21 protein-coding genes and 1 riboswitch are annotated in these 21970 nt (G+C 74.3%); of the genes, 12 read left to right on the forward strand and 9 right to left on the reverse strand.

Features of this window, described 5'->3' with window-relative positions; all coding sequences use genetic code 11:
* Positions 1–102 precede the first annotated feature (102 nt).
* The 6 genes from E2B92_RS03315 to E2B92_RS03340 all read right to left on the reverse strand — a co-directional run bounded on the left by E2B92_RS03315 (position 103) and on the right by E2B92_RS03340 (position 5421).
* Complete coding sequence (locus E2B92_RS03315) at positions 103–1704, reverse strand: polyamine aminopropyltransferase (RefSeq protein WP_126888745.1); 1602 nt, start codon at positions 1702–1704, stop codon at positions 103–105.
* 7 nt (positions 1705–1711) lie between these two features.
* A complete protein-coding gene (locus E2B92_RS03320) occupies positions 1712–2149 on the reverse strand; it encodes a DUF350 domain-containing protein (protein ID WP_126888744.1) in 438 nt (145 codons plus the stop codon).
* A 74-nt stretch (positions 2150–2223) separates the two neighbouring features.
* Positions 2224–2640, reverse strand: a complete 417-nt coding sequence (locus E2B92_RS03325) for a DUF4247 domain-containing protein (RefSeq protein WP_126888743.1) — start codon at positions 2638–2640, stop codon at positions 2224–2226.
* A complete protein-coding gene (locus E2B92_RS03330; protein ID WP_126888742.1) occupies positions 2637–3134 on the reverse strand; it encodes a DUF2617 family protein in 498 nt (165 codons plus the stop codon). Before E2B92_RS03330 ends, E2B92_RS03325 begins: the two co-directional genes overlap by 4 nt.
* 136 nt (positions 3135–3270) lie before the next feature.
* The gene (locus E2B92_RS03335; protein ID WP_126888741.1) at positions 3271–3762 is read right to left on the reverse strand and encodes an MSMEG_6728 family protein; all 492 of its coding nucleotides are present in this window, start codon (positions 3760–3762) and stop codon (positions 3271–3273) included.
* An 81-nt stretch (positions 3763–3843) separates the two neighbouring features.
* Positions 3844–5421 carry a GMC oxidoreductase gene (locus E2B92_RS03340; RefSeq protein ID WP_126888740.1) on the reverse strand — a complete coding sequence of 526 codons (1578 nt, stop codon included), beginning with the start codon at positions 5419–5421 and terminating at the stop codon, positions 3844–3846.
* 285 nt (positions 5422–5706) lie between these two features.
* Here E2B92_RS03340 and E2B92_RS03345 point away from each other — a divergent pair, with 285 nt between their 5' ends.
* The 3 genes from E2B92_RS03345 (at position 5707) to E2B92_RS03355 (ending at position 8648) form a co-directional block, all read left to right on the forward strand.
* Complete coding sequence (locus E2B92_RS03345; protein WP_126888739.1) at positions 5707–6165, forward strand: RrF2 family transcriptional regulator; 459 nt, start codon at positions 5707–5709, stop codon at positions 6163–6165.
* 382 nt (positions 6166–6547) lie between these two features.
* Positions 6548–7351 carry a sulfite exporter TauE/SafE family protein gene (locus E2B92_RS33740; RefSeq protein ID WP_235033016.1) on the forward strand — a complete coding sequence of 268 codons (804 nt, stop codon included), beginning with the start codon at positions 6548–6550 and terminating at the stop codon, positions 7349–7351.
* 82 nt (positions 7352–7433) lie between these two features.
* The gene (locus tag E2B92_RS03355) at positions 7434–8648 is read left to right on the forward strand and encodes an acyl-CoA dehydrogenase (RefSeq protein WP_235023695.1); all 1215 of its coding nucleotides are present in this window, start codon (positions 7434–7436) and stop codon (positions 8646–8648) included.
* Here E2B92_RS03355 and E2B92_RS03360 read toward each other — a convergent pair.
* Positions 8623–9372, reverse strand: a complete 750-nt coding sequence (locus tag E2B92_RS03360; protein ID WP_235023664.1) for a (2Fe-2S)-binding protein — start codon at positions 9370–9372, stop codon at positions 8623–8625. The two genes, E2B92_RS03355 and E2B92_RS03360, sit on opposite strands and share 26 nt — an antisense overlap.
* A 260-nt stretch (positions 9373–9632) precedes the next feature.
* A riboswitch (cobalamin riboswitch) is annotated at positions 9633–9817 on the forward strand.
* Positions 9818–9847: 30 nt separating this feature from the next.
* On the opposite strand from E2B92_RS03360, the gene E2B92_RS03365 reads away from it, so the two are divergent.
* The 4 genes from E2B92_RS03365 to E2B92_RS03380 all read left to right on the forward strand — a co-directional run bounded on the left by E2B92_RS03365 (position 9848) and on the right by E2B92_RS03380 (position 14168).
* Positions 9848–10897, forward strand: coding sequence for an ABC transporter substrate-binding protein (locus E2B92_RS03365; RefSeq protein WP_126887258.1), 1050 nt, complete (start codon positions 9848–9850; stop codon positions 10895–10897).
* A complete protein-coding gene (locus E2B92_RS03370; protein ID WP_399432051.1) occupies positions 10894–12009 on the forward strand; it encodes a FecCD family ABC transporter permease in 1116 nt (371 codons plus the stop codon). The genes E2B92_RS03365 and E2B92_RS03370 overlap by 4 nt, the downstream gene beginning before the upstream one ends.
* Positions 12006–12815 carry an ABC transporter ATP-binding protein gene (locus tag E2B92_RS03375; RefSeq protein ID WP_126887259.1) on the forward strand — a complete coding sequence of 270 codons (810 nt, stop codon included), beginning with the start codon at positions 12006–12008 and terminating at the stop codon, positions 12813–12815. Before E2B92_RS03370 ends, E2B92_RS03375 begins: the two co-directional genes overlap by 4 nt.
* Before the next feature lie 198 nt (positions 12816–13013).
* Positions 13014–14168 (forward strand): oxygenase MpaB family protein, encoded by a 1155-nt coding sequence (locus E2B92_RS03380; protein WP_235023665.1) that lies wholly within the window; start codon positions 13014–13016, stop codon positions 14166–14168.
* 96 nt (positions 14169–14264) lie between these two features.
* Here the strand turns inward: E2B92_RS03380 and E2B92_RS03385 are convergent, their stop codons facing one another.
* Positions 14265–15383, reverse strand: coding sequence for a cation diffusion facilitator family transporter (locus tag E2B92_RS03385; protein ID WP_235023666.1), 1119 nt, complete (start codon positions 15381–15383; stop codon positions 14265–14267).
* 60 nt (positions 15384–15443) lie between these two features.
* On the opposite strand from E2B92_RS03385, the gene E2B92_RS03390 reads away from it, so the two are divergent.
* Entirely contained in the window at positions 15444–15803 is a 360-nt protein-coding gene (locus E2B92_RS03390) for an ArsR/SmtB family transcription factor (RefSeq protein ID WP_126887262.1), read from the forward strand.
* 13 nt (positions 15804–15816) lie between these two features.
* Here the strand turns inward: E2B92_RS03390 and E2B92_RS03395 are convergent, their stop codons facing one another.
* Complete coding sequence (locus E2B92_RS03395) at positions 15817–17964, reverse strand: penicillin acylase family protein (protein ID WP_126887263.1); 2148 nt, start codon at positions 17962–17964, stop codon at positions 15817–15819.
* A 110-nt stretch (positions 17965–18074) separates the two neighbouring features.
* Here E2B92_RS03395 and E2B92_RS03400 point away from each other — a divergent pair, with 110 nt between their 5' ends.
* From E2B92_RS03400 to argB, 4 genes are all read left to right on the forward strand, one after another.
* Positions 18075–18731, forward strand: a complete 657-nt coding sequence (locus E2B92_RS03400) for an isochorismatase family protein (protein ID WP_126887264.1) — start codon at positions 18075–18077, stop codon at positions 18729–18731.
* Between the two features lie 66 nt (positions 18732–18797).
* Positions 18798–19847, forward strand: a complete 1050-nt coding sequence (gene argC / locus E2B92_RS03405) for an N-acetyl-gamma-glutamyl-phosphate reductase (protein WP_126887265.1) — start codon at positions 18798–18800, stop codon at positions 19845–19847.
* Positions 19844–20995 (forward strand): bifunctional glutamate N-acetyltransferase/amino-acid acetyltransferase ArgJ, encoded by a 1152-nt coding sequence (gene argJ, locus E2B92_RS03410; protein WP_126887266.1) that lies wholly within the window; start codon positions 19844–19846, stop codon positions 20993–20995. The genes argC and argJ overlap by 4 nt, the downstream gene beginning before the upstream one ends.
* Positions 20992–21849, forward strand: a complete 858-nt coding sequence (gene argB, locus E2B92_RS03415) for an acetylglutamate kinase (protein ID WP_126887267.1) — start codon at positions 20992–20994, stop codon at positions 21847–21849. Before argJ ends, argB begins: the two co-directional genes overlap by 4 nt.
* The last annotated feature ends 121 nt before the right edge of the window (positions 21850–21970 follow it).

Here is a 21970-nt window from a genome sequence, read left to right on the forward strand (position 1 = left end):
TAGGACCTGCCTTACGAGGGATTATCCCCGTTCGCCCCGGCGCGTGCCGGTTCGGCGGACCCGTTCAGGGCCCGTTCGGCGGCGGCCTGGCCGTGCGTCCCGCTAGTAGTTCTGCCATTCGTGGCGGGTGTACTCCAGCACCGCCGGGTCCAGCAGGGTGCTGGCGCGGACGTCCTGGGGGCGCCGGTCCACGGGGAAGACGGTGGCGGCGGCGAGGACGTCGTCGTCGAGGAAGCGCAGCGGCGGGGCGTCGGCCGGCAGGCGCAGGGCCGGGGCCGGGCCGTCGGCGCCGGGGGTGGCCAGGATGAAGCCCCAGTTGCCGAAGCTGGGCACGTCGACCTGGTACGGGGTGGTGGCGTAGCCGGCTTCGCCGATGGTGGCGGCGATGGACCAGTACGACTTGGGCGCGAAGAACGGCGAGCCGCCCTGCACCATGACCTGGCCGCCGGGGGCGAGGACGCGGCCGAGCAGGTGGTAGAACTCGACGCTGTAGAGCTTGGCCAGAGCGGCGGTGTCGGGGTCCGGGAAGTCGATGAGGACCGCGTCGTAGCGCCGGGTGGCGTCCCGCAGCCAGGTGAAGGCGTCGGCGTGGACGACGGTGACCCGGGGGTCGGACAGGGCGTCGCCGTTGAGCTCGACCAGCGGGGGGAAGGTGCGGGCCAGCCGCGTCATCGCCGGGTCGAGGTCGACCAGGGTCACCTTCTCCACGTCGTCGTAGCGCAGCACCTCCCGGAGGGCCAGCGCGTCGCCGCCACCGAGGACCAGGACGGAGGAGCGCCTGCCCGCGAGGGCGGGGTGGACGAGCGCCTCGTGGTAGCGGTACTCGTCGACGGAGGAGAACTGCAGGTCCCCGTTGAGGAACAGCCGGGTGTCCGGTTCGCCGGTGAAGGCGGTTGACCGGGTGACGACGATGTCCTGGTACGGCGTGGTCTCGGCGTGGACGATGGGGTCCCGGTAGAGCTGCTGGCGTGCCGTGACCTCGATGTCCTCGGCCAGGACGTACACGGTGGCCAGGACGGCGAGGGTGGCGGCCGCACCGCCCAGCAGCGCGTTGCGCACGAACGGGCGGGTCTCGCGGCGGAAGATCCACAGCACGACCACCACCCCGGCCACGGCGTTGACCGCCCCCACCACCAGCGCGCCCTTGAGCTGGCCGAAGGCGGGCAGGAGCAGCAGGGGGAAGCACAGGCCGCCGACGAGCGCGCCCACGTAGTCGGCGGCGAACATGTCGGCCACCGCGCTGCCGGCCTCCTGGCGCCGGATGCGCTGAAGCAGGGTCATCAGCAGCGGGATCTCGGCTCCGACGAGGAGGCCGACGACGAACGAGACCACCACCATGGCCGGCATGTACAGCCGCAGCCAGGCGAACGCCGCGTACAGGATGAGCACCGACAGGCCGCCGACGAGCGCGAGCAGGATCTCGACGAGGGCGAAGGCCCCGACCGCGCGCCGTTGCAGGGGCTTGGCGGCCAGGGACCCGATGCCCATGGCGAACACCATGACGGAGATGACCACGGAGGTCTGCATCACGGAGTTGCCGATGAGGTAACTGCCCAGCGCCGTCAGCGCCAGCTCGTAGACAAGGCCGCAGGCCGCGCAGACGAACACCGCGAGCAGCAGCAGGAAGCGGGTTCCGCGCGGGTGGGCGGCCGGCGGCCGGGCGGGTGCGGCCCCGGTGGTGCGGTCCTGGAGGGTGGTGCTCATGGGTGGTTCAGGAAACGGCGGCGCCGACCATGAAGGCCGTGCCGAGGTACATGGCCGCCTGGACCCAGGCGGCGGGGTGCGGGCTGGTGCCGTTGTCGTCCAGCACGGCGTGGCCCAGCCGTCCGGGGGTCAGCAGGCCGACGACGACGGAGATGAACGTCATCACGGCGACGCCGGCGAGGCCGTACAGCAGGGTGCTGAGGAGGCCCTGCGTCAGGCCCTGCTCGGATTCGCTGGCCCGGATGGACTGCTCGATGACGAGGCCGATGGCGATCGTCTGGCCGGCGAGGAGGACGGCGGCGCCGCGGTTGCGCTCGGTCCACACGACGTGGACGAGCTTGCCGGGGGTGACGAGGTCGAGCGCGATGAAGCCGACCGCCATCACGACGAAGCCGACCAGGCCGTAGAGCAGGGCGATGCCTGCCGACTCGAAGATCTCTGCCACGGTGTGCCTTTCGGGGACGTCGTCGTAAGGGTGCGGAACGAAAGGGGTGGTTCAGGGTGCCGGGGCCGGGCGGGTCACTTCCCGGAACCGGGGCCGCCGCCGCGGAAGGCGGCGCTGTCCGGGTCCGGCCACGCGGAGCCGATGTGGGTCCGCCAGCGGCGGTGGCCGGTGCGGTAGTCGTCGATCTCGATCAGGCTGCCCGTGCCGCTGGCGTGCGGGCTGATCGCCACGATGTCGTCGCGGTAGCGCAGGAACTCCCGGTCGCCGTCGGTGAGGCGGGCGACCGCCGTGGTGTTGCCGTCGATCTCCCTGGCCACCTGCGGCGCCGCATCGGTCCGGTCGACGTAGCCGGTCCCGCTGGAGGTGTACTGGCCGCGGATCCAGGCGGACGGGACGGCGTTGCCGCCGTCGTCGTCGTCCGAGTCGCTGGAACAGGCGGCGAGGGCCGCCATGGCGAGGAACACGGCGCTGATGCGTAGGGCGGTCTTCATCGGGCCTCCAGCCGGGTGTGCGTCGCCACGATCCGGCGGCTCTGCGGGTAGGTGTGCCAGGTGCGCCAGCTCAGCCCGGTGCTCTCCCGTTCGACGGTCATCGCGGTGACCGCTTCCGGGGAGCCGGGGAAGATGCCGTACAGCGCACGGGGGTGGTCCTCGGAGCGGTCGCGGATCGTTGCGACGCGGGCGCCGAACTCCGCCGCGCCGAAGCGCTCGACGCGGGCGGTGAAGCGGTAGTGCCAGCCTTCGAAGTCGCGCGCCGCCGTGTCCGGCAGGCCGCCCTCCACGCCCGGCAGGCAGGCGACGGTCTCCCGCACCGGCCCGGCGAAGACCTGGTGGGAGGCGCCCAGGAGGCGCAGCCGCACGTCGATCCCGCCGACCGTCAGCTCACGGACGGCGAGCGCGTCGAGGGCGGGGCGCCCGAGGACGAACGCCAACTGGTCGGCGTCGGTGTCCAGGTACGGGGTGGTGAGGGCTATGCCACCGCTCATGCGGCGCCGCCCGTGCCTCTGGCCGGCGACGTGCCGAGGACGGCAGGCTCGGATACCAACGATGTTCCCCCGACTGCGAAAGTGCTTGAGCGCGGCTGAGTATGGCACAAGCGCAAAACGCGTCACATCCGGGGTGTCAGACGTCTCCGGGCGGCCGGTTCTCCGGGTCCCGGTCGGAGCCGGGCCACACGTAGGGGAGGTCGGCCGGGACATCGCCGAAACGTTCCGTGTAGAAGCCGGGGTCCTTGCGCACCAGGGCCGACCGGTGGCTGAGGTGGAAGCCCGGATCGCCCAGCCAGGGCGGCAGCTCACCGTCCTCGGCCAGCTCCGCCTGCCGCCGGACCGGCGCCCCCGGGCGTACGCCGTGGAAGCCGACGAGCAGCGAGTCGGCGCAGGTGTCGCGGTGCCCCCTGGCGGTCCACGCCTCGCACACCTCCAGTCCATAGCGGACCAGCGCCTCTTCGTAGCCGGTCCACATCCGCACGGCCGGGTGCCGCCGCCAGCCGTAGCCCGGCACGGTCAGCCCGCGCAGCACCTGGAGCGCCTCGACGCGCTGCTTGCCGAGGCGGCGCGGGTCGAGGGCCCGGGCGCACTCCTCGAAGCATGGGAACGGCAGGAACGTCTGCACACCCTCGTGTCTACCGCCCCCGGCGGGCCCGTGCACGTCCGGTGCGCCGGTAACCCCGTACGGCGGGGCGCCCGGGCGGGGTCATCCGGCCGCCGCGACGATGCCGGCCATGGCGCGCTCGGCGAGGGCCGCGATGGTGAGGGAGGGGTTGGCCCCGCCGGCGTTGCCCGGGAGCAGGGAGCCGTCGAGGACGTACAGCCCCCTGACGCCGTGGACCCGCCCTTCCAGGTCCGTGGTGCGGCCGATGACGCAGCCGCCCAGCGGGTGGCCGGTGAAGGGGCGGGTGGTGACCGTGACGGGAAGCATGCCGGGGTTGGCGCCGATGACGCGGTCGCTGAGCGCGGTGGCGGACCTCGCCGCCGCCGCGGACTTGTCGGCCGACCAGTCGGCCAGCCGCACCCGGCCGGTGCGCGGATCGGAGCGGAACGTGCCCCGGTGGTCGGTGTCGACGGTCATGCTGAACGTGACGAGTGCGGGAAGCGCGTGGTACCCGGGCAGGACCCAGTTCTCGGCCAGCAGGGGCAGCTCGAACTCCGTGGGGAAGAACGCGCCCGAGGCGCAGGGCGAGCCCTGTGAACCGCCGTGGAAGCGGAGCGGCTGGGAGCGGGCGGTGGCCTGGTCGCCGTTGTCGCCGAAGCCGGTGCCGACGGACGCGGGCAGGCCGGCGAGGTCGCCGCGGTCGCGTGCCGCCACCAGGAGCCGGTTGGTGTTCAGGGTGCCCGCTGCCATGAACAGCAGGTCGCAGGTGAACTCCGTGGTGCCGAGCACGGCCCCGCCGGGCTCGAGCCGGCGCACCTCCACACGGAAGCGCCCGTCGCGCCGCCGGCCGATGGAGCGCACCTCGTGCAGGGGACGGAGCTGTACGTGGCCGGTGGCGAGCGCGGCCGGGAGGTAGCTGCGCGTCAGGGACTTCTTGGCGCCGTTGCCGCAGCCGAAGTCGGACTCGCCGACGGTGGCCGAGAGGGGGGCGGTGTGGGCCAGTTCCCGCCGGACGACGTCCCAGTCGAACGTCGAGTCCAGGGGGAAGGTCCGGGCGCCCGCCCTGGTGAGGTGCTCGTCCCACAGCCGGGAGTGGGTGAACGGCGCCGAGCGGTGGACGTCCGCCGGCATCACCGTGGCGCCCAGCGCGCGGCGGACCCGGGGGAACCACGTGCGGGCGAACTCCTCGTACCGCAGCCCGGGCGGGTAGAGCCGTTCGAAGTACCGTCGCGGCGGGGCCACCGTGACACCGGTGTAGACGATGGAGCCGCCGCCGACGCCCGCCCCGCAGGCGATGTCGAGGCCCTGTTCCTCGGACACCTCCATCACCCCCGGGGCGGGCCGCACCGGCGTGGGCACCAGCGCCGGCCAGCGCGTCGTACGGCGGAACCAGAACATGGTGTCGGTGACGCCGTTCATCGACCCGAAGACGTGCCGTCGCGGGGCGACGGGCCACTCCCGGCCGCGCTCCACCACCAGGGTGTCCACCCCCGCCCGTCCCAGCCGCAGCGCGGCCACCGAGCCGCCGAACCCCGAGCCGATCACCAGGGCCCGGAAGTGCGTCCGCGAGGAGGCGGCGGCGAAGGCGCGGCTTCCGGCGCCGCCCAGCACGGCGGCCCCGAGGCCGGCCAGGGTGCCCCGGCCCGCGAGCCCCAGGACGTGTCGGCGGTCGACGGACATGGGCGGCTCCTGTGTCGGCGGGCGTCCGGCGGCTCGGTCCACCGGCTCCCACTGCCGGAACGATCAGCCACCACGGCGGGACACGCCCGGCCCGGCCGGCCGGGCGCGGACGGTCCGGCGCGGACGGCCGGGCGCGGACGGTCCGGCACGGACGGCCGGGCACCGCCCGGGTACCGGCACCCAGCACCGGCCGGGGCGCCGGTGTCGCGCCGTTCTCCGTGCCGGCGGGACACGGGCGCAGGGGCCGGGGGGAGGGCGGCGGCGCGGGTGCGGGATAATGGCCGCATGCGGATCTCGGCCAGGGCGGACTATGCGGTGCGCGCCGCGTTGCTGCTCGCGGCGGGTGACCCGGACGGGTCCCTGAAGGCGGAGGCCATCGCGGAGGCGCAGGAGATCCCGCACAAGTTCCTCGAGGGCATCCTGAACGACATGCGCCGGGGCGGCCTGGTCATCAGCCAGCGCGGCGCCAACGGCGGCTACCGGCTGGCCCGGCCCGCCGGTGAGATCAGCGTCGCCGACGTCGTGCGCGCGGTGGACGGTCCCCTGGTCTCCGTACGGGGCGTGCGACCCCCGGAGTTGTCGTACAACGGGCCCGCCGAGTCCCTGCTGCCGCTGTGGATCGCCCTGCGGGCGAACGTCCGGCGCATCCTGGAGGGTGTCTCGCTGGCCGATGTGGCCTCCGGCCGCCTCCCCGGTGATGTGGACGCGCTGGTGGACGATCCCGCCGCCTGGACCAACCCGTGACGACCCGGGTGCCGGCGGTGCCGCCTCGCGCGACAGGCTGACCCGGCCCGCCGCCCCGGCCGCGACATCTCACCCTACGGGCGCGTTCCTTCCGCGATGTGAACAACCCCTTGCCGAGGCGGTGTTCCGCCGCCACTATTCCTACTAACCCGATAGGGAAACTAGGGATCTGCGAGGTGGCCGTGAAGAGCGTGATTCTGCCGGCACTTGCCGGGCTCGGCGCCCAACTGGTGGACGGGAGCCCGGGCATGGCCTACGGCGTCACCTCCACCACCCTGTTGCTGGCGGTCGGCACGAACCCCGCCGCCGCCTCCGCCACGGGCACCTCGCCGAGATCGGTACGGCCCTCGCCTCGGGCGCCGCCCACTGGCGGTTCGGCAACGTGGACTGGCGCGTCGTCGCCAGGATCGGCATCCCGGGCGCGGCCGGGGCGTTCGCCGGGGCGACGGTCCTGGCCGGACTGTCCACCGACGTCGCCAAGCCTGTCATGACCCTGATCCTGCTGACCCTGGGCCTGTACGTACTCGGCCGCTTCACCTTCCTGGGCCTGCCCACCGGCAACCTGGGCAAGCCCCTGCGCAAACGGTTCCTCACCCCGCTCGGGACCGTCGCCGGATTCCTGGACGCCACCGGTGGCGGCGGCTGGGGCCCGGTCGGCACCCCCGCGATCCTCGCGAGCGGACGCCTGGAACCGCGCGAGGTGAGCGGCTCCATCGACACCAGCGAGTTCCTGGTCGCCGTCGCCGCGAGCACCGGCTTCCTGGTCGGCCCCGGTTCCGAGGGGATCGACCACACCTGGGCGGTCGCCCTGCCGGCCGGCGGCCTGATCGCCGCGCCGGTCGCCGCCTGGCTGGTACGCCACGTGCCGCCGCGCATCCTCGGTTCGGCGGTGGGTGGCCTGATCGTCCTCACCAACGTCCGCACCCTGCTGCGCGGCGACTGGCTCGGCGCCGGCGACGCCGTGCAGTGGACCGTCTACGCGCTGATCCACGCGGTCTGGGCGGCGGCCCTGGCGTGCTCCTTCCGGGAGCGCCGCCGCCAGTCCGCCGGTCCGGCCACGACCCTGAACAGCACCCCCGCCCGGACAACGGCCCCCAGGACCCGCACCACGGTCCGAGCCCCCGGGACGCGGCGCCACCGGCGCCCACCCTGCCCGCCCCCCCCCCCTCTTGGAGTACGCAGATGACCACGGCCACCCCCCACGGCTCCGACGCACCGTCAGCCGTCAACCCGCCTCACCCCGCCGGGGCCTGCCGATGACGCCCGCCATGTCCGCGACCGCCCCTGCCCCCGCCCCTGCCCCTGCCCACGAGCCCGGTGCGCCGCTGCGCGCGGCGCGGGACGTCGCGGAGGACCTCGCCGCCGATGCGGTCACCCGCGACCGGGCGGGCAGGCCGCCCGCCGACGAGGTGGCCCGGCTGCGCGATGCCGGGCTGCTCGCGGCCCTCGTCCCCCCGGGCCGTGCCCACGGTGTCGACTGGCGCACCGGCTGCGCCGCCGTCCGGGAGATCGCCACGGCGGACAGCTCCGTGGGCGAGCTGCTCGCCCGCCACTACGTGCACGCCTGGAGCGGACGCTTCTACGGCACACCGCACCGCGCGGGCGCGCTGGAACGGGACACCGCACGCGGCCAGTTGCTGATGGCCGGCCGCGTGCTCGGCACCGCCCCGGACGGCGGCGGGCGCGACCTCACGCTGACCCCGCTCGACTCCGGCCACCTCCTCACCGGATGCCGTCCGGTGGACACGGCCGTGACCGTCGCCGACCGGTTCGTCGTGGACGCGCTGTGCGCCGTGACGGGCGAGGTCCTGGTGGTGCGGGTGCCCTCCGACCACCCGGGGGTGTCCGTCGAACCGGCCCGGGACCGGCTCGGCCAACGGGTCGCCGGCGCGGGCACCGTGGCCTTCGACCGGGTGGCCGTCGCACCCGCGCAGGTCCTCGGCCCCCGGCCGTACGACGAGGAGTCGACCGCGCCCTTCACCGCGCTCGCCGGCCCCGCACTCCGGCTCGCCCTGTGTCACGTCGGCCTGGGCATCGCCGAGGGAGCCCTGTCGGAGGCCCGCGACGCCGGCAGGACCACGCCCGCGGTCCTGCCGGACCGGCCGGTGGCACCGGCCGACCACGGCCGGCTGCCCGTCAGGGACCCGGACGTCCTCCTCGCGTACGGGGAACTGGCCTCCGCTGCCCGGACGGCGGCCGCTGTCGTCGAACGGGCGACGGACGCCATGGCCAGGGCCCTCGAAGCCGGGCGGCACCTCGACCCGGACGAGCCCGCCGATGTCGCGGCCCTCGTCGCCACGGCCGAGACCGTCACGGCCGACGCCGCACTGCGCGTCACCACCCGGGTGCTGGAGCTGGCCGACGCGCCGGGCCTCGACCGGTTCTGGCGCAACGCCCGCGTGCTGACGGCCCACCGCTCCGCGGCCCACCGGCTCCGTGACATCGGCGAGCACTACCTCAACGGGGCGTACCGCTTGGCTTGAGGACGCACTCGCCGCACAGACCGCCGCCACGGACGCGGTAGTAGAGGCAGCAGCTCCGGCGGCGGTACGTGAGCGGACGGGGCGTGAACGCCCCGGCGCCCGCCAGCGGCTCCCGGGCCAGGAGGCCGGCGACCAGCGGCAGTGGCGGGCACGGGGCGTCGGGGGCATGGGTGGTGAGCACCCGCAGGGCACCGATGAGGGCGGCGGCGGCGTTGCCGCGCAGCACGTGCGGGGACAGCCCGCAGTGTGCGCGCAACGCGTCGCCCAGCGGCTGGAGGTGGCGTACGACGACGGTCTCGTGCAGCGCCCCGGGAAGGTCGCCGCCCGCCGGGGCCGACAGCGCCGGCACCTCGGGCAGCCACAGGTCGACCGGGCCGGACTCGGGCGTACTCCACCACACGCGGTCGGGCGCGAGACCGGGCGCCCGGCCGGTGAGCGCGGCGACGGCCAGCGTGACCGACCACAGGCGGGCGGCCGTGCCGATGTGGAGGGTGGACGCGGCCACCCGGCGCTGTCCGGTGCCGAGCCGCCGCCCCACCTCCGCGACGTACGCGCCCAGCGCCCCGTCCCGGTCGGCGTACAGGTCGGTGAGCGGCCGGAAGCGCGCGGCGTCGGGGCGCGGCCCGCAGGTGACGGCGAAGTAGGGGCCGATGGCCCGGACCCGTGCGAGGACATCGGGGGCGGGGTCGCCGTCCGGCGCTCCGTCACACACACGCGGGCACACGGGTGCCACCGTCCTCTCGGCCGTGGGGTCGACGGCAGCATTCCAGAGGCGTCGCGCCACGCGCCAGGTCCCGCCCTGTGTCACCGGCCACAACAGGACAACGCCCCGGCAGCGGCATGCGAGGAGGGCCGCGTCGCCGGGACCGCGCGGCGAAGACCCGGGACCCGGGGCCGGACGGACGCGGCACCGGACGGTCGGGGCGCGGACGACGTCCCCGGAGCGCACGATTCCGGCCATGCGCCCTTTTGACCGTCATCGACGGAAACGTAGTATCACCTGGTCATCACCGCGACGGGAGACAGGAAGCCGGTGCGATTCCGGCACGGTCCCGCCACTGTGACCGGGGAGTGGAACCCTTCGAGAAGGCCACTGCGCACCACGCGCGGGAAGGCGGGGGGAACGTCGATCCGGGAGTCAGGACACTGGCCTGTCGCGGGCCCGTTCCGAGGAGCGCGGACTCCCCAGGAGGCTTTACGTGTACGACGGCACGCCCCGTCCTTCTTCCCCCTCCCCCGCCCGGACCCGTCCCCGCCGCCGTGCCCCGCGCGCCGTGGCGGTGGCCCTCGCCCTGTCCGTGGCCCTGCTCGCGGGCTGCGGCTCGCCCGAGCGGGCCGCCGGTGACCGGAAGGCCGCCGCGCCGTCCGGCGCGGGCTTCCCGGTCACCATCGACAACTGCGGCACCCGCACCACGTACGACAGGCCGCCCTCCCGGGTGGTCACCATCCACCAGCATCCGGCGGAGCTGATGCTGGCGCTCGGGCTCAAGGACCGGATGGTCGGCACCGCCTTCCCCGACTCCGCCGTCCTGCCCCCGCTCAGGAAGGACTTCGAGGCCGTCCCGGAACTGGCGGAGAAGGAACCGTCCTTCGAGACCGTGCTGGAGGCCGAGCCGGACTTCGTCTACGGCGGTTACGGCAGTGCGTTCGCCGACAACGAGGGCCGCTCCCGCAAGGCGTTCGCCGACGCGGGCATCGACACCTACCTCAACCGCGAGTACTGCGGCAAGAAGCAGGTGTCCATGCAGGACACCTACGACGAGATCCGCACCATCGGCGCGGTGTTCGGCGTACGCGACCGGGCCGACCGGCTGGTCGCCGACCTGCGGGGACGCATCGCCAGGACGGCCGAGGCCGTGAAGGGCGCGCCCGCCGTACCGGTGTTCGTCTACGACAGCGGCGACAAGTCGGCGTTCACGGCCGGAGGCAAGAGCCTCGGCACCGAGATCATCCGGCTGGCGGGCGGGCGGAACGTCTTCGCCGACCTGGACGAGGTCTTCGGCGACGCCTCCTGGGAGCAGGTCGTGGCCCGCAGGCCCGAGGTCATCGCCATCTACGACTACGCGGGCGCCGGGAGCGTGGAGCAGAAGAAGAGGTTCCTGCTCTCCCAGCCGGCCCTCGCGGACGTCCCGGCCGTGAAGAACAAGCGGTTCGTGGTGCTGCCGCTGACCGCGACGCTGGTCGGGGTACGGCCGCCGTACGCCGTCGAGGACCTGGCCCGCGGGCTGCACCCGGAGAGGTTCCGGTGACGGCACCGGCGAAGACCGCGCCCCCCGCCGCGCCCGGGGTGCCACGCACCGGTGGCGGGGAGCGGGGGCGCCGGCCGGCGTTCGCCGTGACGCTGGTGGCGCTCGGCGCCCTCCTCCTGGTGTCGGTCACGGCTGGCATGGCCATCGGTTCGGTGCACGTGCCACCCGGTCAGGTGTGGGGCATCGTGACGCACGCGCTGGGCGCCGACTGGTCGGAGCCCGTGTGGTCCCGCGCGCGCGAGACGATCGTGCTGGACGTACGGGCGCCGCGCGTGCTGCTCGGGGCGGTGACGGGGGCCGGGCTCGCGGTGGTGGGCACGGCCATGCAGGCGCTGGTGCGCAACCCGCTCGCCGAGCCGTACCTGCTGGGCGTGTCCTCGGGCGCCTCCCTGGGCGCGGTGGCGGTCATCGTCTTCGGGGTGAGCCTGCTGGGGCCGGTGTCGCTGTCGGTGGCCGCGTTCGCCGGGTCCCTGCTCACCCTGCTGCTCGTCTACAGCACGGCGCGGGCCGGCGGGCGGATCACCTCGGTGCGGCTGGTGCTGTCGGGCGTGGCTGTGGGCGCGGTGCTCACGGCCGTGGTGGACCTGCTGCTGCTCACCTCCGACGGGGGCAACGAGGCGCGTGCCGTGCTCGCCTGGACGCTGGGCGGCCTCGGTGGTGTCCAGTGGGGCACGCTGTGGCTGCCGGCCGCCGCGCTGCTGGCCGGCATCGCCGTGCTGCTGGTGCAGGCCCGTGCGCTGAACCTGCTGCTGACGGGTGAGGAGGCGGCCACCACGATGGGGTTGGACGTGGCACGGTTCAGGGCCCGGATGTTCGTGCTGCTGTCGCTGGTCACCGGCGTGCTGGTGGCGGCGGCCGGGCCGATCGGCTTCGTCGGCCTGATGCTGCCGCACATCGTGCGCCTCTTCGTGGGCGGGGACCACCGCCGGGTGCTGCCGGCGGCCGCGCTGGCCGGAGCGGTGTTCCTGGTCTGGGCCGACATCGCCGCCCGTACGGTCATGGCGCCGATGGAGATTCCCGTCGGTGTCCTGACGGCGCTGTGCGGCGGGCCGTTCTTCCTGTGGCTGATGCGCCGGGACGCCCGGCGGGACACCGACCGAGGAGTGGGATGAGCGCGAGCGAGCTCACCGTCGAGGGCGTCACGCTCAGCGCCGGGGCGCGGCTCCTGGTGCGGGACGTGTCGCTGACGGCCCGGCCGGGTGAGGTGGTCGGCCTGGTCGGCCCCAACGGCAGCGGCAAGTCCAGCCTGTTGCGGGCGGTCTACCGCGTGCTGCGTCCGGACTCCGGGTGCGTACGGGTGGACGGGACGGACGTCCGGTCGCTGCCGGTGCGGCGGCTGGCCCGTACGCTGGCCGCCGTGGTGCAGGACCCGGGCGCGGGTTTCGACCTGACCGTGCGGGAGGTCGTCGCGATGGGGCGTAGCCCGCACAAGCGGCTGCTGGACGGCGACACCGCGCAGGACGCCCGGCTGATCGCGTCGGCCCTCGCCTCGGTGGACGCCACCGGCCTGGCGGACCGTCTCTTCGACCGCCTCTCGGGGGGCGAGCGGCAGCGGGTGCTGATCGCCCGCGCCCTGGCCCAGCAGCCCGCCCTGCTGGTGCTCGACGAGCCGACCAACCACCTGGACGTCCGGCACCAGTTGGAGGTGCTCGGCGTCCTGCGGCGGCTCCCGGCCACGGTCCTGGTGGCGCTGCACGACCTGAACCTCGCCGCCTACTACTGCGACCGCCTCCACGTCCTGCGCGACGGCGAGGTCCACGCGTCCGGACCGCCCGCCGAGGTGCTCACCGCGCGGTTGCTCGCCGAGGTGTACGGGGTGGCGGGCGAGGTGGCGGTCCATCCGCGCACGGGCGCGCCGCAGGTGACGTTCCTGCCCGGGGACAGGGACGGGACGGCGGTGGATCGCTCCGCGCCGTGACCACGCGGCCATGTGCGCCCCTCGGGCGCGCCCGGCGCACTTCCACGTCCTCCCGGCGGGGAATCGCGAGCCCGGCCCGACGGGGGAATGATCACGATCGGTGATCTTGCCCCGCGGCCGGTCGGTCCCACCGGCGCACCGTCATGCCCCGGGCCGGATCAGCCACCCCCACCGATGGACGAGGAAGGGAGTGTCACCGTGGCATTGACGAAGGAAACGGTCGCGGCCGAGCTGGACGCCGCGAGCAAGGTCGGGGACCCGGCCGCCGACGCGCTGGTGTCGGAGCTGATCGAGAACCGGGAAATCGACGGCGTCAACCAGCTCTTCCGCACCATCAACACGCTGGGTCCCGGCCAGGACCGCTCGCACCTGCCGCAGCGGCTGGCGCGGTTCCTGGACGAGGCCGAGGCGGAGCCGCCGGGCTGGACCGAGGCGGACGTCAGGGCCGCGGAGGGGTTCTTCGCCCACCACCACGGCGAAGTGTCCATGCTCCAGGGCACGGTGGGCCTGATCGGCACCTACCTCTCCCCCACGGGCGCCTTCACCCTGCGGTCCACCGGCCGCCTCGGCGGGGTGAAGGGCCCGGGCCGGCGGCTGTCCCAGTCCTCGCGGCTCTTCATCGACATGGGCAACAAGAACGCACTGCGGGACGGGACCCTGGCCGCCACCGTGACCAAGGTGCGCCTGGTGCACGCCTCGGTGCGGCAACTGCACAACAAGAGCGGTGAGTGGGACTACGAGACGTGGGGGGAGCCGGTCTCGCAGAAGTACACCACCGGGGCCGCCTGCGTCTTCAGCGTCCAGATCCTCGAGGCCATGAAGAACCTCGGCATCGACGTCTCCAAGGAGGACGCCCACGGTTTCATGTGCGCCTGGCACTACGTGAACCACTACCTCGGCACACCCGACAAGTGGCTCCTGCCCAAGGACGTCGGCATCGTCCGGGACCTGTGGCAGCAGGAACGCGCCCGTGAGTGGCAGAAGACCGACGACGGCGTCTTCATGACCGCCCAGGCCGTCAAGTTCTACCGCGAACTGCTCCCCCCGGCGGTCAGTGACGCGTTCATCGCCGTCATCCGCGTCGGCCTCGGCGACACCTACGCCGACATGGCGGGCGTCCCCAAGAGCCCGATCGACATCCCCGCCAAGCCCCTCGCCGAGGGCCACGAGGTCGTCAGCGGCATCGGTGGCGGGCTCCTCGGCGGCACCGCCAAAAAGACGGTCGGCGTGAACCCCTACAAGGAGGTCCTCGGCACCGCCTCCAAGCACTTCAACGAGATCGAGAGGTACGCGCTGACGCACGACAAGGACGACCAGCCGCAGATGCACCAGGAGCTCGGCGACGACCGCTGACCCTCCGTCCCACCCCACCGGCCGGGAGCCCCGGGCGACGCCCCCACGTCGTACGGGGTTCCCCACCCCCTCGCGAGGAGGGCCGGTACGCGGTCCTCAGCCGCCCGCGCCGGGCGACCCGGCCAGGTGGTGGGCGAGCGCCCGGTGCGGGTCGGGCGCACCGTCGCCGCACGCGGGGTCGGCGTGCACCAGGACCGCGGTCAGCCTCGGCACGGCGTGCAGCAGGGCGTGCTCCGCCTCCACGGCGATGTCGTGCGCCTGTCGCACCGTCAGATCGGCGTCCACCACGACCGCCACCTCGCCGCGCAGCCGGTGCCCGATCCACCGCAGCCGCAGCTCCCCGACGCCCCGGACGCCCCCGACCCCGAGCAGTGCCCGCTCGGCGCGGTCGATCAGCGCCGGGTCCACCGCGTCCATCACCCGGCGGAAGACCTCCCGGGCGGCGTCCCGCAGCACCAGCAGGATCGCCCCCGTGATCAGCAGGCCCACCACCGGGTCCGCCAGGCGCCAACCCAGTGCCGCGCCGCCCGCGCTCAGCAGCACCGCCAGCGAGGTGAACCCGTCGGTGCGGGCGTGCAGGCCGTCGGCGACGAGCGCGGCCGAGCCGATCGCCCGGCCGACACGGATGCGGTAGCGCGCCACCCACTCGTTGCCGAGGAACCCGACGACGGCCGCGGCGGCGACGGCGGGGACATGGCTCATGTCACGCGGATCGAGGAGCCGGTCGACCGCGCTCCACGCGGCGAAGCCGGCGGAGGCGGCGATGGTGAGGACGATGACGATGCCCGCGAGGTCCTCCGCCCGCCCGTAGCCGTAGGTGAAGCGGCGGGTCGCCGCGCGTCGCCCCAGGACGAAGGCGACACCGAGCGGCACCGCGGTCAGGGCGTCCGCCGCGTTGTGCACGGTGTCCCCCAGCAGGGCGACGGAGCCGGACAGGACGACCACCACGGCCTGCACGACGGCCGTCGCCCCGAGCACGGCCAGCGACGTCCACAGCGCCCGCATGCCGCGCGCGGAGGACTCCAGCGCCGTGTCGACCTTGTCGGCGGCCTCGTGCGAATGCGGGGCGAGCAGGTGCCTCAGCCGGTGCCACCGGCGGCCATGACCGTGCTCGTGTCCGTGGTGGTGGCCGTGGTGGCCGCCGTCGTGGTGGTGACTGCCATCGTGCGCGTGGCCGTGGCCGTGGTCGTGGTCGTGGTCGTGGTGGACGCTCACCTGGAACCCCTTCCGCCATGGAGGTGGACACGACACGGCCCACACACCCATTATGTGCGTATGAGCGCACGCACGCACCTGTCACCTGCGCATGATGCGCATCCGCGAGACCCGGGCGAGGAACAGCTCGCCCTGGCCGCCGAGCTCCTCGCGCTGCTCGGCGACCGCACCCGCCTGACACTGCTGCACGCGCTGTCCGGCGGCGAGGCCGACGTGAGCACCCTGACCGGAGTGTGCGGCGCGGCCCGCCCCGCCGTCAGCCAGCACCTGGCGCGGCTGCGCCTCGCCGGACTGGTCACCACGCGCAAGGAGGGCCGCCGGGTGGTCTACGCCCTGCGCGACGGCCACCTGCGCCGCCTCGTCGACGAGGCGCTCAGTCTCGCGGACCACCGCCTCAGCGGCCGGCCGGCGCACGACTGAGGCGCCGCCCGCGTCACGGCCTCTCCGGCTCCTGGGTCAGGCGGGCGAAGTCGGTGACGACCGGGACGAGTTCGCCCCGCTGCCACAGGGGGAGCTGGTCGCGGTGGTGCGGGTCACCCGGCATGCCACGGGTGCCCAGCGGGACGACCCAGAGGCTGTTGTCGCGGTGGGAGAGGTCCCAGACGTAACGGGCGGACGGGCCGCGGGAGCTGAGGTGGGTGACCCCGGGCGTGCTGGAGGTGGCCAGGACGCAGTCGTGGTCGCCGCCTACTCCGGGCCAGTGCTCCTCCCGGCCGGCGGGCAGGGCCCGGCAGGGGGCGAGGCGGTGGAGGCCGCCCCAGGGGACGGGTTCGGCCGCGGCGGCCTCGGCCAGGGCGGCGCGGACGACGGCCGGGACGTCGAGCCCCGGGAGCCGGTCGGTGGTCAGCAGGGTCTCCAGGGCGAAGGCGACCTTGGCGGTGAGCGTCAGCCAGGGGGCGAACACCGCGGGGTACGACAGCGGCGCGGCGAGGTCCTTCAGCGCGGGTGCCGCCGCGATCCGGCGGGTGACGGCCGAGCGCAGCCGCGCGTAGTCCGCCGCCTCGACACTGTCGGCGTCCATGTGGAGGTCCCAGGACAGCAGGCGCCGCCTCAGCCGCTCCGACGCGGGGTCCAGCCCCTCCAGTCCGGCCACCTGCGCCAGAAGGGGCTTGGCGGCCGCGAGGTGGGTGTCCATGTGGATGGCCGTCAGTTCGTGGGCCGTCCACTCCTCGGACCGGCGCAGCAGGGTCTCGATGCGGGCGGCGCGGTGGGGCGGCGCGAACTCCACGCCCAGCGGGGTCGCGATGCCACGGGCGTTGGCCATCACGGCCACCCCGTCGACCTCGGCGCGGGGGGTGTCGTGGCGCCCCCGCCAGGCGTGTCCGGGCAGCCAGGCGGGCACGACGCGCAGGCGGTTGTCGCGGTGCCGGACGGGGACGTACCCGGCCACGCGGTGGAGCAGCTCCCCGGCGGTGTCGGCGGCGTGCACGACGTTGACCGGCTCGATCCAGCCGTCGAGCGCTCGGTCCACGTCCGCCACCGTGCGGGCCCGCATGAGGGCGGGGATCACGGCGAACCCCAGGTCGGCGGTGACCCGTGGCGGGTAGCGCAGACTGATCCCCGAGGCCCCCGGCAGCCCGGCCGCGCCGGACAGGTCGCACGGGTCCGACGGGTCCTGGTTGGACGGGTCCTGGTCCGGCCGCCCGGCCGTGCCGGACGGTTCGGGCGCCTCGTCGGGGCCGCCGATGACGACCGGACCGCGTTCCGTCTCGATCACTTCGATCTCGACCGGTTCGCCGCCCGCGACCTCTATGGTCTCCCGGTGGTGGACCGCCGGCCGCCACCCGTCGGGGCCCAGGGCCTCGACGCCGCCGTCCGTCCGGCGCAGCCGCTCCCGGTACAGGTCGTGATAGTCGGACATGGCGTTGGTGATGGCCCAGGCCACGCCTCCGGTGTGGCCGAAGTGGGCGACGCCGGGGACGCCGGGGACGGCGAAGCCCACGACGTCGTACTCGGGGCAGGACAGGTGGATCTGCTGGTAGAAACCCGGGTCCTGGATGAAGCGGTGGGGGTCGCCCGCGATGAGCGGCGCACCGGTGGCGGTGCGTTCGCCCGAGACCATCCAGCCGTTCGACCCGGCGGTGCCCGGGTCGTCGGTGGCGAACAGCTCGATGGCGTCGTCACCGAGCCGGCGGGCGACCTCCTCGCGCCACAGCTTGGTCGGGAAGCCCGCGAAGAGGATGTGGTGGGCCAGCCAGACGCCCAGCGGCGTCCACGGCTCCCAGGGCCGGGGCTCCAGTCCGGTGGCGGCGAACTCCGGGGCCGCCGAGGCGCCGCGTACGAGAGCCGCGTTGACGCCGTCGACGTACGCGGACACCCAGGCGGCGGTGGGCTCGTCGAGGTTCTCGAAGCACCGGCGGGCGGTGTCGTCGAGCCGGGCGCGGCGGGCGAGCCGGTCCCAGGAGAGGGCGTCCTCGCCGAGGAAGGAGGCGGTGGTGCCCTGGGAGCGGTGCCGCTCCACCTCGATCTGCCAGGCGCGGTCGAGCGCGGCGTTCTCGCCCTGACCGCGGGCGAGTTGCAGAGCGTCGGACGCCCTGAGGTGGGGAATGCCCCAGGCGTCCCGATACGTCGTCACCGTCACTTCTCTCTCCGCCTCTTCCCGCCCACATACACGTGAGCTTAGGTTAGCCTGACCTAACCATATGCCCTAAGCTGAGCGCCGCGGACGTCCGTCAGGGGAGGAGACCATTCATGGGCTTGCCGGTCATCGGGGCCTATCCCATGCCCGACCGCTCCACACTCCCCGCCTCCTCCGTCCCCTGGACCGTCGACCCGGCGCGCGCCGCGCTGCTCGTCCACGACATGCAGAACCACTTCGTGCGGGCGTTCCCGGCGGGCCGCTCGCCCGTGGTGGAGCTGGTCGACAACATCGCCGCGCTCCGCGAACTCGCTCGCACCCTGGGCATGCCGGTGGTCTTCAGCGCCGAACCGGCCGCGCAGGAGCCGGGCCGGCGCGGCCTGCTCGCCGACGTCTGGGGCCCGGGCATCGGCGACGGGTCCGACGCCGCCGCGATCGTGGCCCCGCTGACACCACGCCCCGGTGAGCACCTGCTGGCCAACGTGCGCCACAACGCCTTCCTCCGCAGCCACCTCGGCAGACTGCTGAGGTCCCAAGGGCGCGACCAGCTCATCGTCTGCGGGGTGTACGCCCACCTCGGCGTCCTGCTGACCGCGGCGGACGCCTTCATGAACGACATCCAGCCCTTCGTCGTCGCCGACGCGGTGGCCGACTTCTCCGCCGAGGAGCACTCCATGGCCCTGCGGTGGGCCGCGCGCAGCGGCGTCGTGTGCACCACCGACGGGTTGCTGCGCGACCTGGCGGCCGGCCGCCCCGCGGAGGGGGCCTGACCCGCCATCAGACAACCGGCCGGGCACCGGCCGGACATCGAGCACGCACGAAGAGGGACGACGCACATGACGGTACGGGTCGCGGTGGCCGGAGCGAGCGGTTACGCGGGCGGGGAGATCCTGCGCCTGCTGGCGGCACACCCGGAGGTGGAGATCGGCGCGGTCACCGCGCACAGCAGCGCGGGCCGCACGCTCGGGGAGGTGCAGCCGCACCTGACCGCGCTCGCCGACCGGGTGCTCGGGGAGACCTCGGCGGCGGCGCTGCGCGGGCACGACGTGGTCTTCCTCGCCCTGCCGCACGGGCGGTCGGCCGCCGTCGCCGGCCAGTTGGACCCGCGGACGCTGATCGTGGACTGCGGCGCCGACTTCCGGCTGCGCGACCCCGCCGACTGGGAACGCTTCTACGGCTCCGCCCACGCCGGCACCTGGCCCTACGGGCTTCCCGAACTGCCCGGCGCGCGTGCGGAACTGGCGGGCGCGGCCCGTGTGGCCGTACCCGGCTGCTACCCGACCGCGGTGACCCTGGCGCTGTACCCGGCCTTCGCCGCGGGCCTGGTGGAGCCGGAGGCCGTGGTCGTCGCGGCGAGCGGGGCCTCCGGGGCGGGCCGTGCGGTCAAGCCGCACCTGCTCGGCTCCGAGGTGATGGGCGCCATGAGCCCGTACGGAGTCGGTGGCGGCCACCGGCACACACCGGAGCTGACGCAGAACCTCTCCCGGGTGGCGGGCGAGCCGGTGACGGTCTCCTTCACACCCACGCTGGCACCGATGGCGCGGGGCATCCTCGCCACCTGCTCGGCGCGGTTGCGCCCGGCGCACCGGTCCGGGTCCGCCGCCGGTGCGGGTGGGGCGGCGCGTGCCGCGTACGAAGCGGCGTACGGCTCCGAGCCGTTCGTCCGGCTGCTGCCGGCCGGCCGGTGGCCGTCGACCGGTGCCGTCCTCGGCTCGAACACCGCGCAGGTGCAGGTGGCCGTGGACGAGCGGGCCGGTCGCCTGATCGCCGTGAGCGCGATCGACAACCTGACCAAGGGCACCGCGGGTGGCGCGGTGCAGAGCATGAATGTCGCCCTCGGCCTGCCGGAAGGCCTGGGCCTGCCCAAGAATGGAGTGGCTCCGTGAGTGTGACCGCTGCCCAGGGATTCCTCGCGAGCGGTGTGGCCGCCGGGTTGAAGGAATCCGGTGACCCGGACCTCGCCCTGGTGGTGAACCGCGGCCCGTCCCGCGCGGCCGCCGGGGTGTTCACCTCCAACCGGGTCCAGGCCGCCCCGGTGCGCTGGTCCAGACGGGTGCTCGCCGGTGGCCGGGTGTCCGCGGTGGTGCTGAACTCCGGTGGCGCCAACGCCTGTACGGGTCAGGCGGGAGCCGTCGACGCCCGCATCATGGCCGAGCGCACCGCCCGGGCGGCGGGAGTGGACCCGTACGAGACCGCGGTGTGCTCCACCGGACTCATCGGGGTCATGCTGCCGATGGACAAGGTCTCCGCGGGCATCGACGCCGCCGCGGCCCGGCTCTCGCCCGGGGGCGGCGAGGACGCGGCCGTCGCGATCAAGACCACGGACTCGGTGCACAAGACGGCGGTGGCCGGTGGTCCCGGCTGGGTCGTGGGCGGGATGGCGAAGGGCGCGGGCATGCTCGCGCCCGGGCTGGCCACCATGCTGGTGGTGCTCACCACGGACGCGGAGGTGGACGCGCCCGCGCTCGGCTCCGCACTGCGCGAGGCGGTCCGTACGACCTTCGACCGGGTCGACTCCGACGGCTGCATGTCCACGAACGACACCGTGCTGCTGCTCGCGTCGGGCGCTTCGGGAGTGACACCGGACGCGGCCGCCTTCGCCGGGGCGGTGCACGCCGTCTGCCAGGACCTGGCACGGCAGTTGGTCGCGGACGCGGAGGGCGCGTCGAAGGAGATCGAGGTGGAGGTCGTCGGGGCGGCGTCGGAGGAGGACGCCGTGACGGTGGGCCGCTCGGTCGCGAGGAACAACCTGCTCAAGTGCGCCCTGCACGGGGAGGACCCCAACTGGGGCAGGGTGCTGTCGGCGATCGGTACGACGGACGCCGTGTTCGACCCCGACCGGCTGGACGTGGCCATCAACGGCGTATGGGTGTGCCGGGACGGCGCGGCGGGTGAGAGCCGTGCCGGGGTGGACCTGTCGGGGCGCCGGATCAGGATCACGGCCGACCTGCGCTCCGGTGACGCGTCGGCGGTGATCTGGACGAATGACCTGACCGCCGAGTACGTCCACGAGAACAGCGCGTACAGCTCATGAGCGCGGGGGTGACACGGCCGCAGGAGTCCGGTGGCCGGACGGTCGTGGTCAAGTTCGGTGGCAACGCCATGGTCGACGAGGAGCTGAAGCGCGCCTTCGCCCGGGACGTGGTGGAGCTGCGGCGTGCCGGGTTGCGCCCGGTGGTCGTGCACGGGGGCGGACCGCAGATCAGCGCGCTGCTCGACCGCCTGGACCTGGAGGTCCGCTTCGAGGCGGGGCTGCGGGTGACCACCCCGGAGGTGATGGAGGTGGTCCGGATGGTGCTGGCGGGTCAGGTGCAGCGGGAGCTGGTGGGGCTCATCAACGCCCACGGGCCGCTCGCGGTGGGGCTGACGGGCGAGGACGCCCACACCATGACGGCCGTGCGGCGGGCGGCGTGGGTGGACGGTGAGCCGGTGGACATCGGGCTGGTCGGTGACATCGTCGGCGTGGACCCGCGGGTCCTGCTGGCCCTGATGGACCAGGGCCGCGTCCCGGTGGTGTCCCCGGTGGCGCGGGGGGACGACGGGCAGGTGTACAACATCAACGCCGACCTCGCGGCGTCGGCGCTGGCGGTGGCCCTGGAGGCGGAGAGGCTCGTGGTGCTCACCGATGTCGAGGGCCTGTACGCGAACTGGCCGCACGACCCCGTACTGATCGACCGCCTGACGGCCGGTGAGCTGGAGAAGCTCATGCCGGAACTGGCGAGCGGGATGCTGCCCAAGATGGAGGGGTGCCTGCGGGCGGTCCGGTCGGGTGTGCGCGCGGCGCACGTCCTGGACGGCCGGGTGCCCCACGCGGTGCTGCGGGGCGTCCTCGGCGACGGCGGCTCGGGCACGACCGTGGTGCCCGATCCCGAGGAGGGCGGCGCGTGACCTCCGACCGGTACGAGGTGCTCACCGGCCGCCGCGTGCCGTGAGGTACTCCCCCGCCGGCTCTGGTGGCCGGCGGGGGCGGCACCGCGGAGGAGCCGGATGTCCTGGACGCCCGGGGGGC

Source organism: Streptomyces sp. WAC05374 (assembly GCF_004353505.1).
In the GTDB taxonomy this organism is placed as follows: Bacteria; Actinomycetota; Actinomycetes; order Streptomycetales; family Streptomycetaceae; genus Streptomyces.

Coding starts and splice junctions, on each gene's coding strand:
- E2B92_RS03315 (WP_126888745.1), bottom strand. CDS start 1,704: ATGAGCACCACCCTCCAGGACCGCACCACCGGGGCCGCACCCGCCCGG.
- E2B92_RS03325 (WP_126888743.1), bottom strand. CDS start 2,640: ATGAAGACCGCCCTACGCATCAGCGCCGTGTTCCTCGCCATGGCGGCC.
- argC (WP_126887265.1), top strand. CDS start 18,798: ATGACGGTACGGGTCGCGGTGGCCGGAGCGAGCGGTTACGCGGGCGGG.
- E2B92_RS03330 (WP_126888742.1), bottom strand. CDS start 3,134: ATGAGCGGTGGCATAGCCCTCACCACCCCGTACCTGGACACCGACGCC.
- E2B92_RS03340 (WP_126888740.1), bottom strand. CDS start 5,421: ATGTCCGTCGACCGCCGACACGTCCTGGGGCTCGCGGGCCGGGGCACC.
- E2B92_RS03355 (WP_235023695.1), top strand. CDS start 7,434: ATGTCCGCGACCGCCCCTGCCCCCGCCCCTGCCCCTGCCCACGAGCCC.
- E2B92_RS03375 (WP_126887259.1), top strand. CDS start 12,006: ATGAGCGCGAGCGAGCTCACCGTCGAGGGCGTCACGCTCAGCGCCGGG.
- E2B92_RS03345 (WP_126888739.1), top strand. CDS start 5,707: ATGCGGATCTCGGCCAGGGCGGACTATGCGGTGCGCGCCGCGTTGCTG.
- E2B92_RS03400 (WP_126887264.1), top strand. CDS start 18,075: ATGGGCTTGCCGGTCATCGGGGCCTATCCCATGCCCGACCGCTCCACA.
- argB (WP_126887267.1), top strand. CDS start 20,992: ATGAGCGCGGGGGTGACACGGCCGCAGGAGTCCGGTGGCCGGACGGTC.
- E2B92_RS03390 (WP_126887262.1), top strand. CDS start 15,444: ATGAGCGCACGCACGCACCTGTCACCTGCGCATGATGCGCATCCGCGA.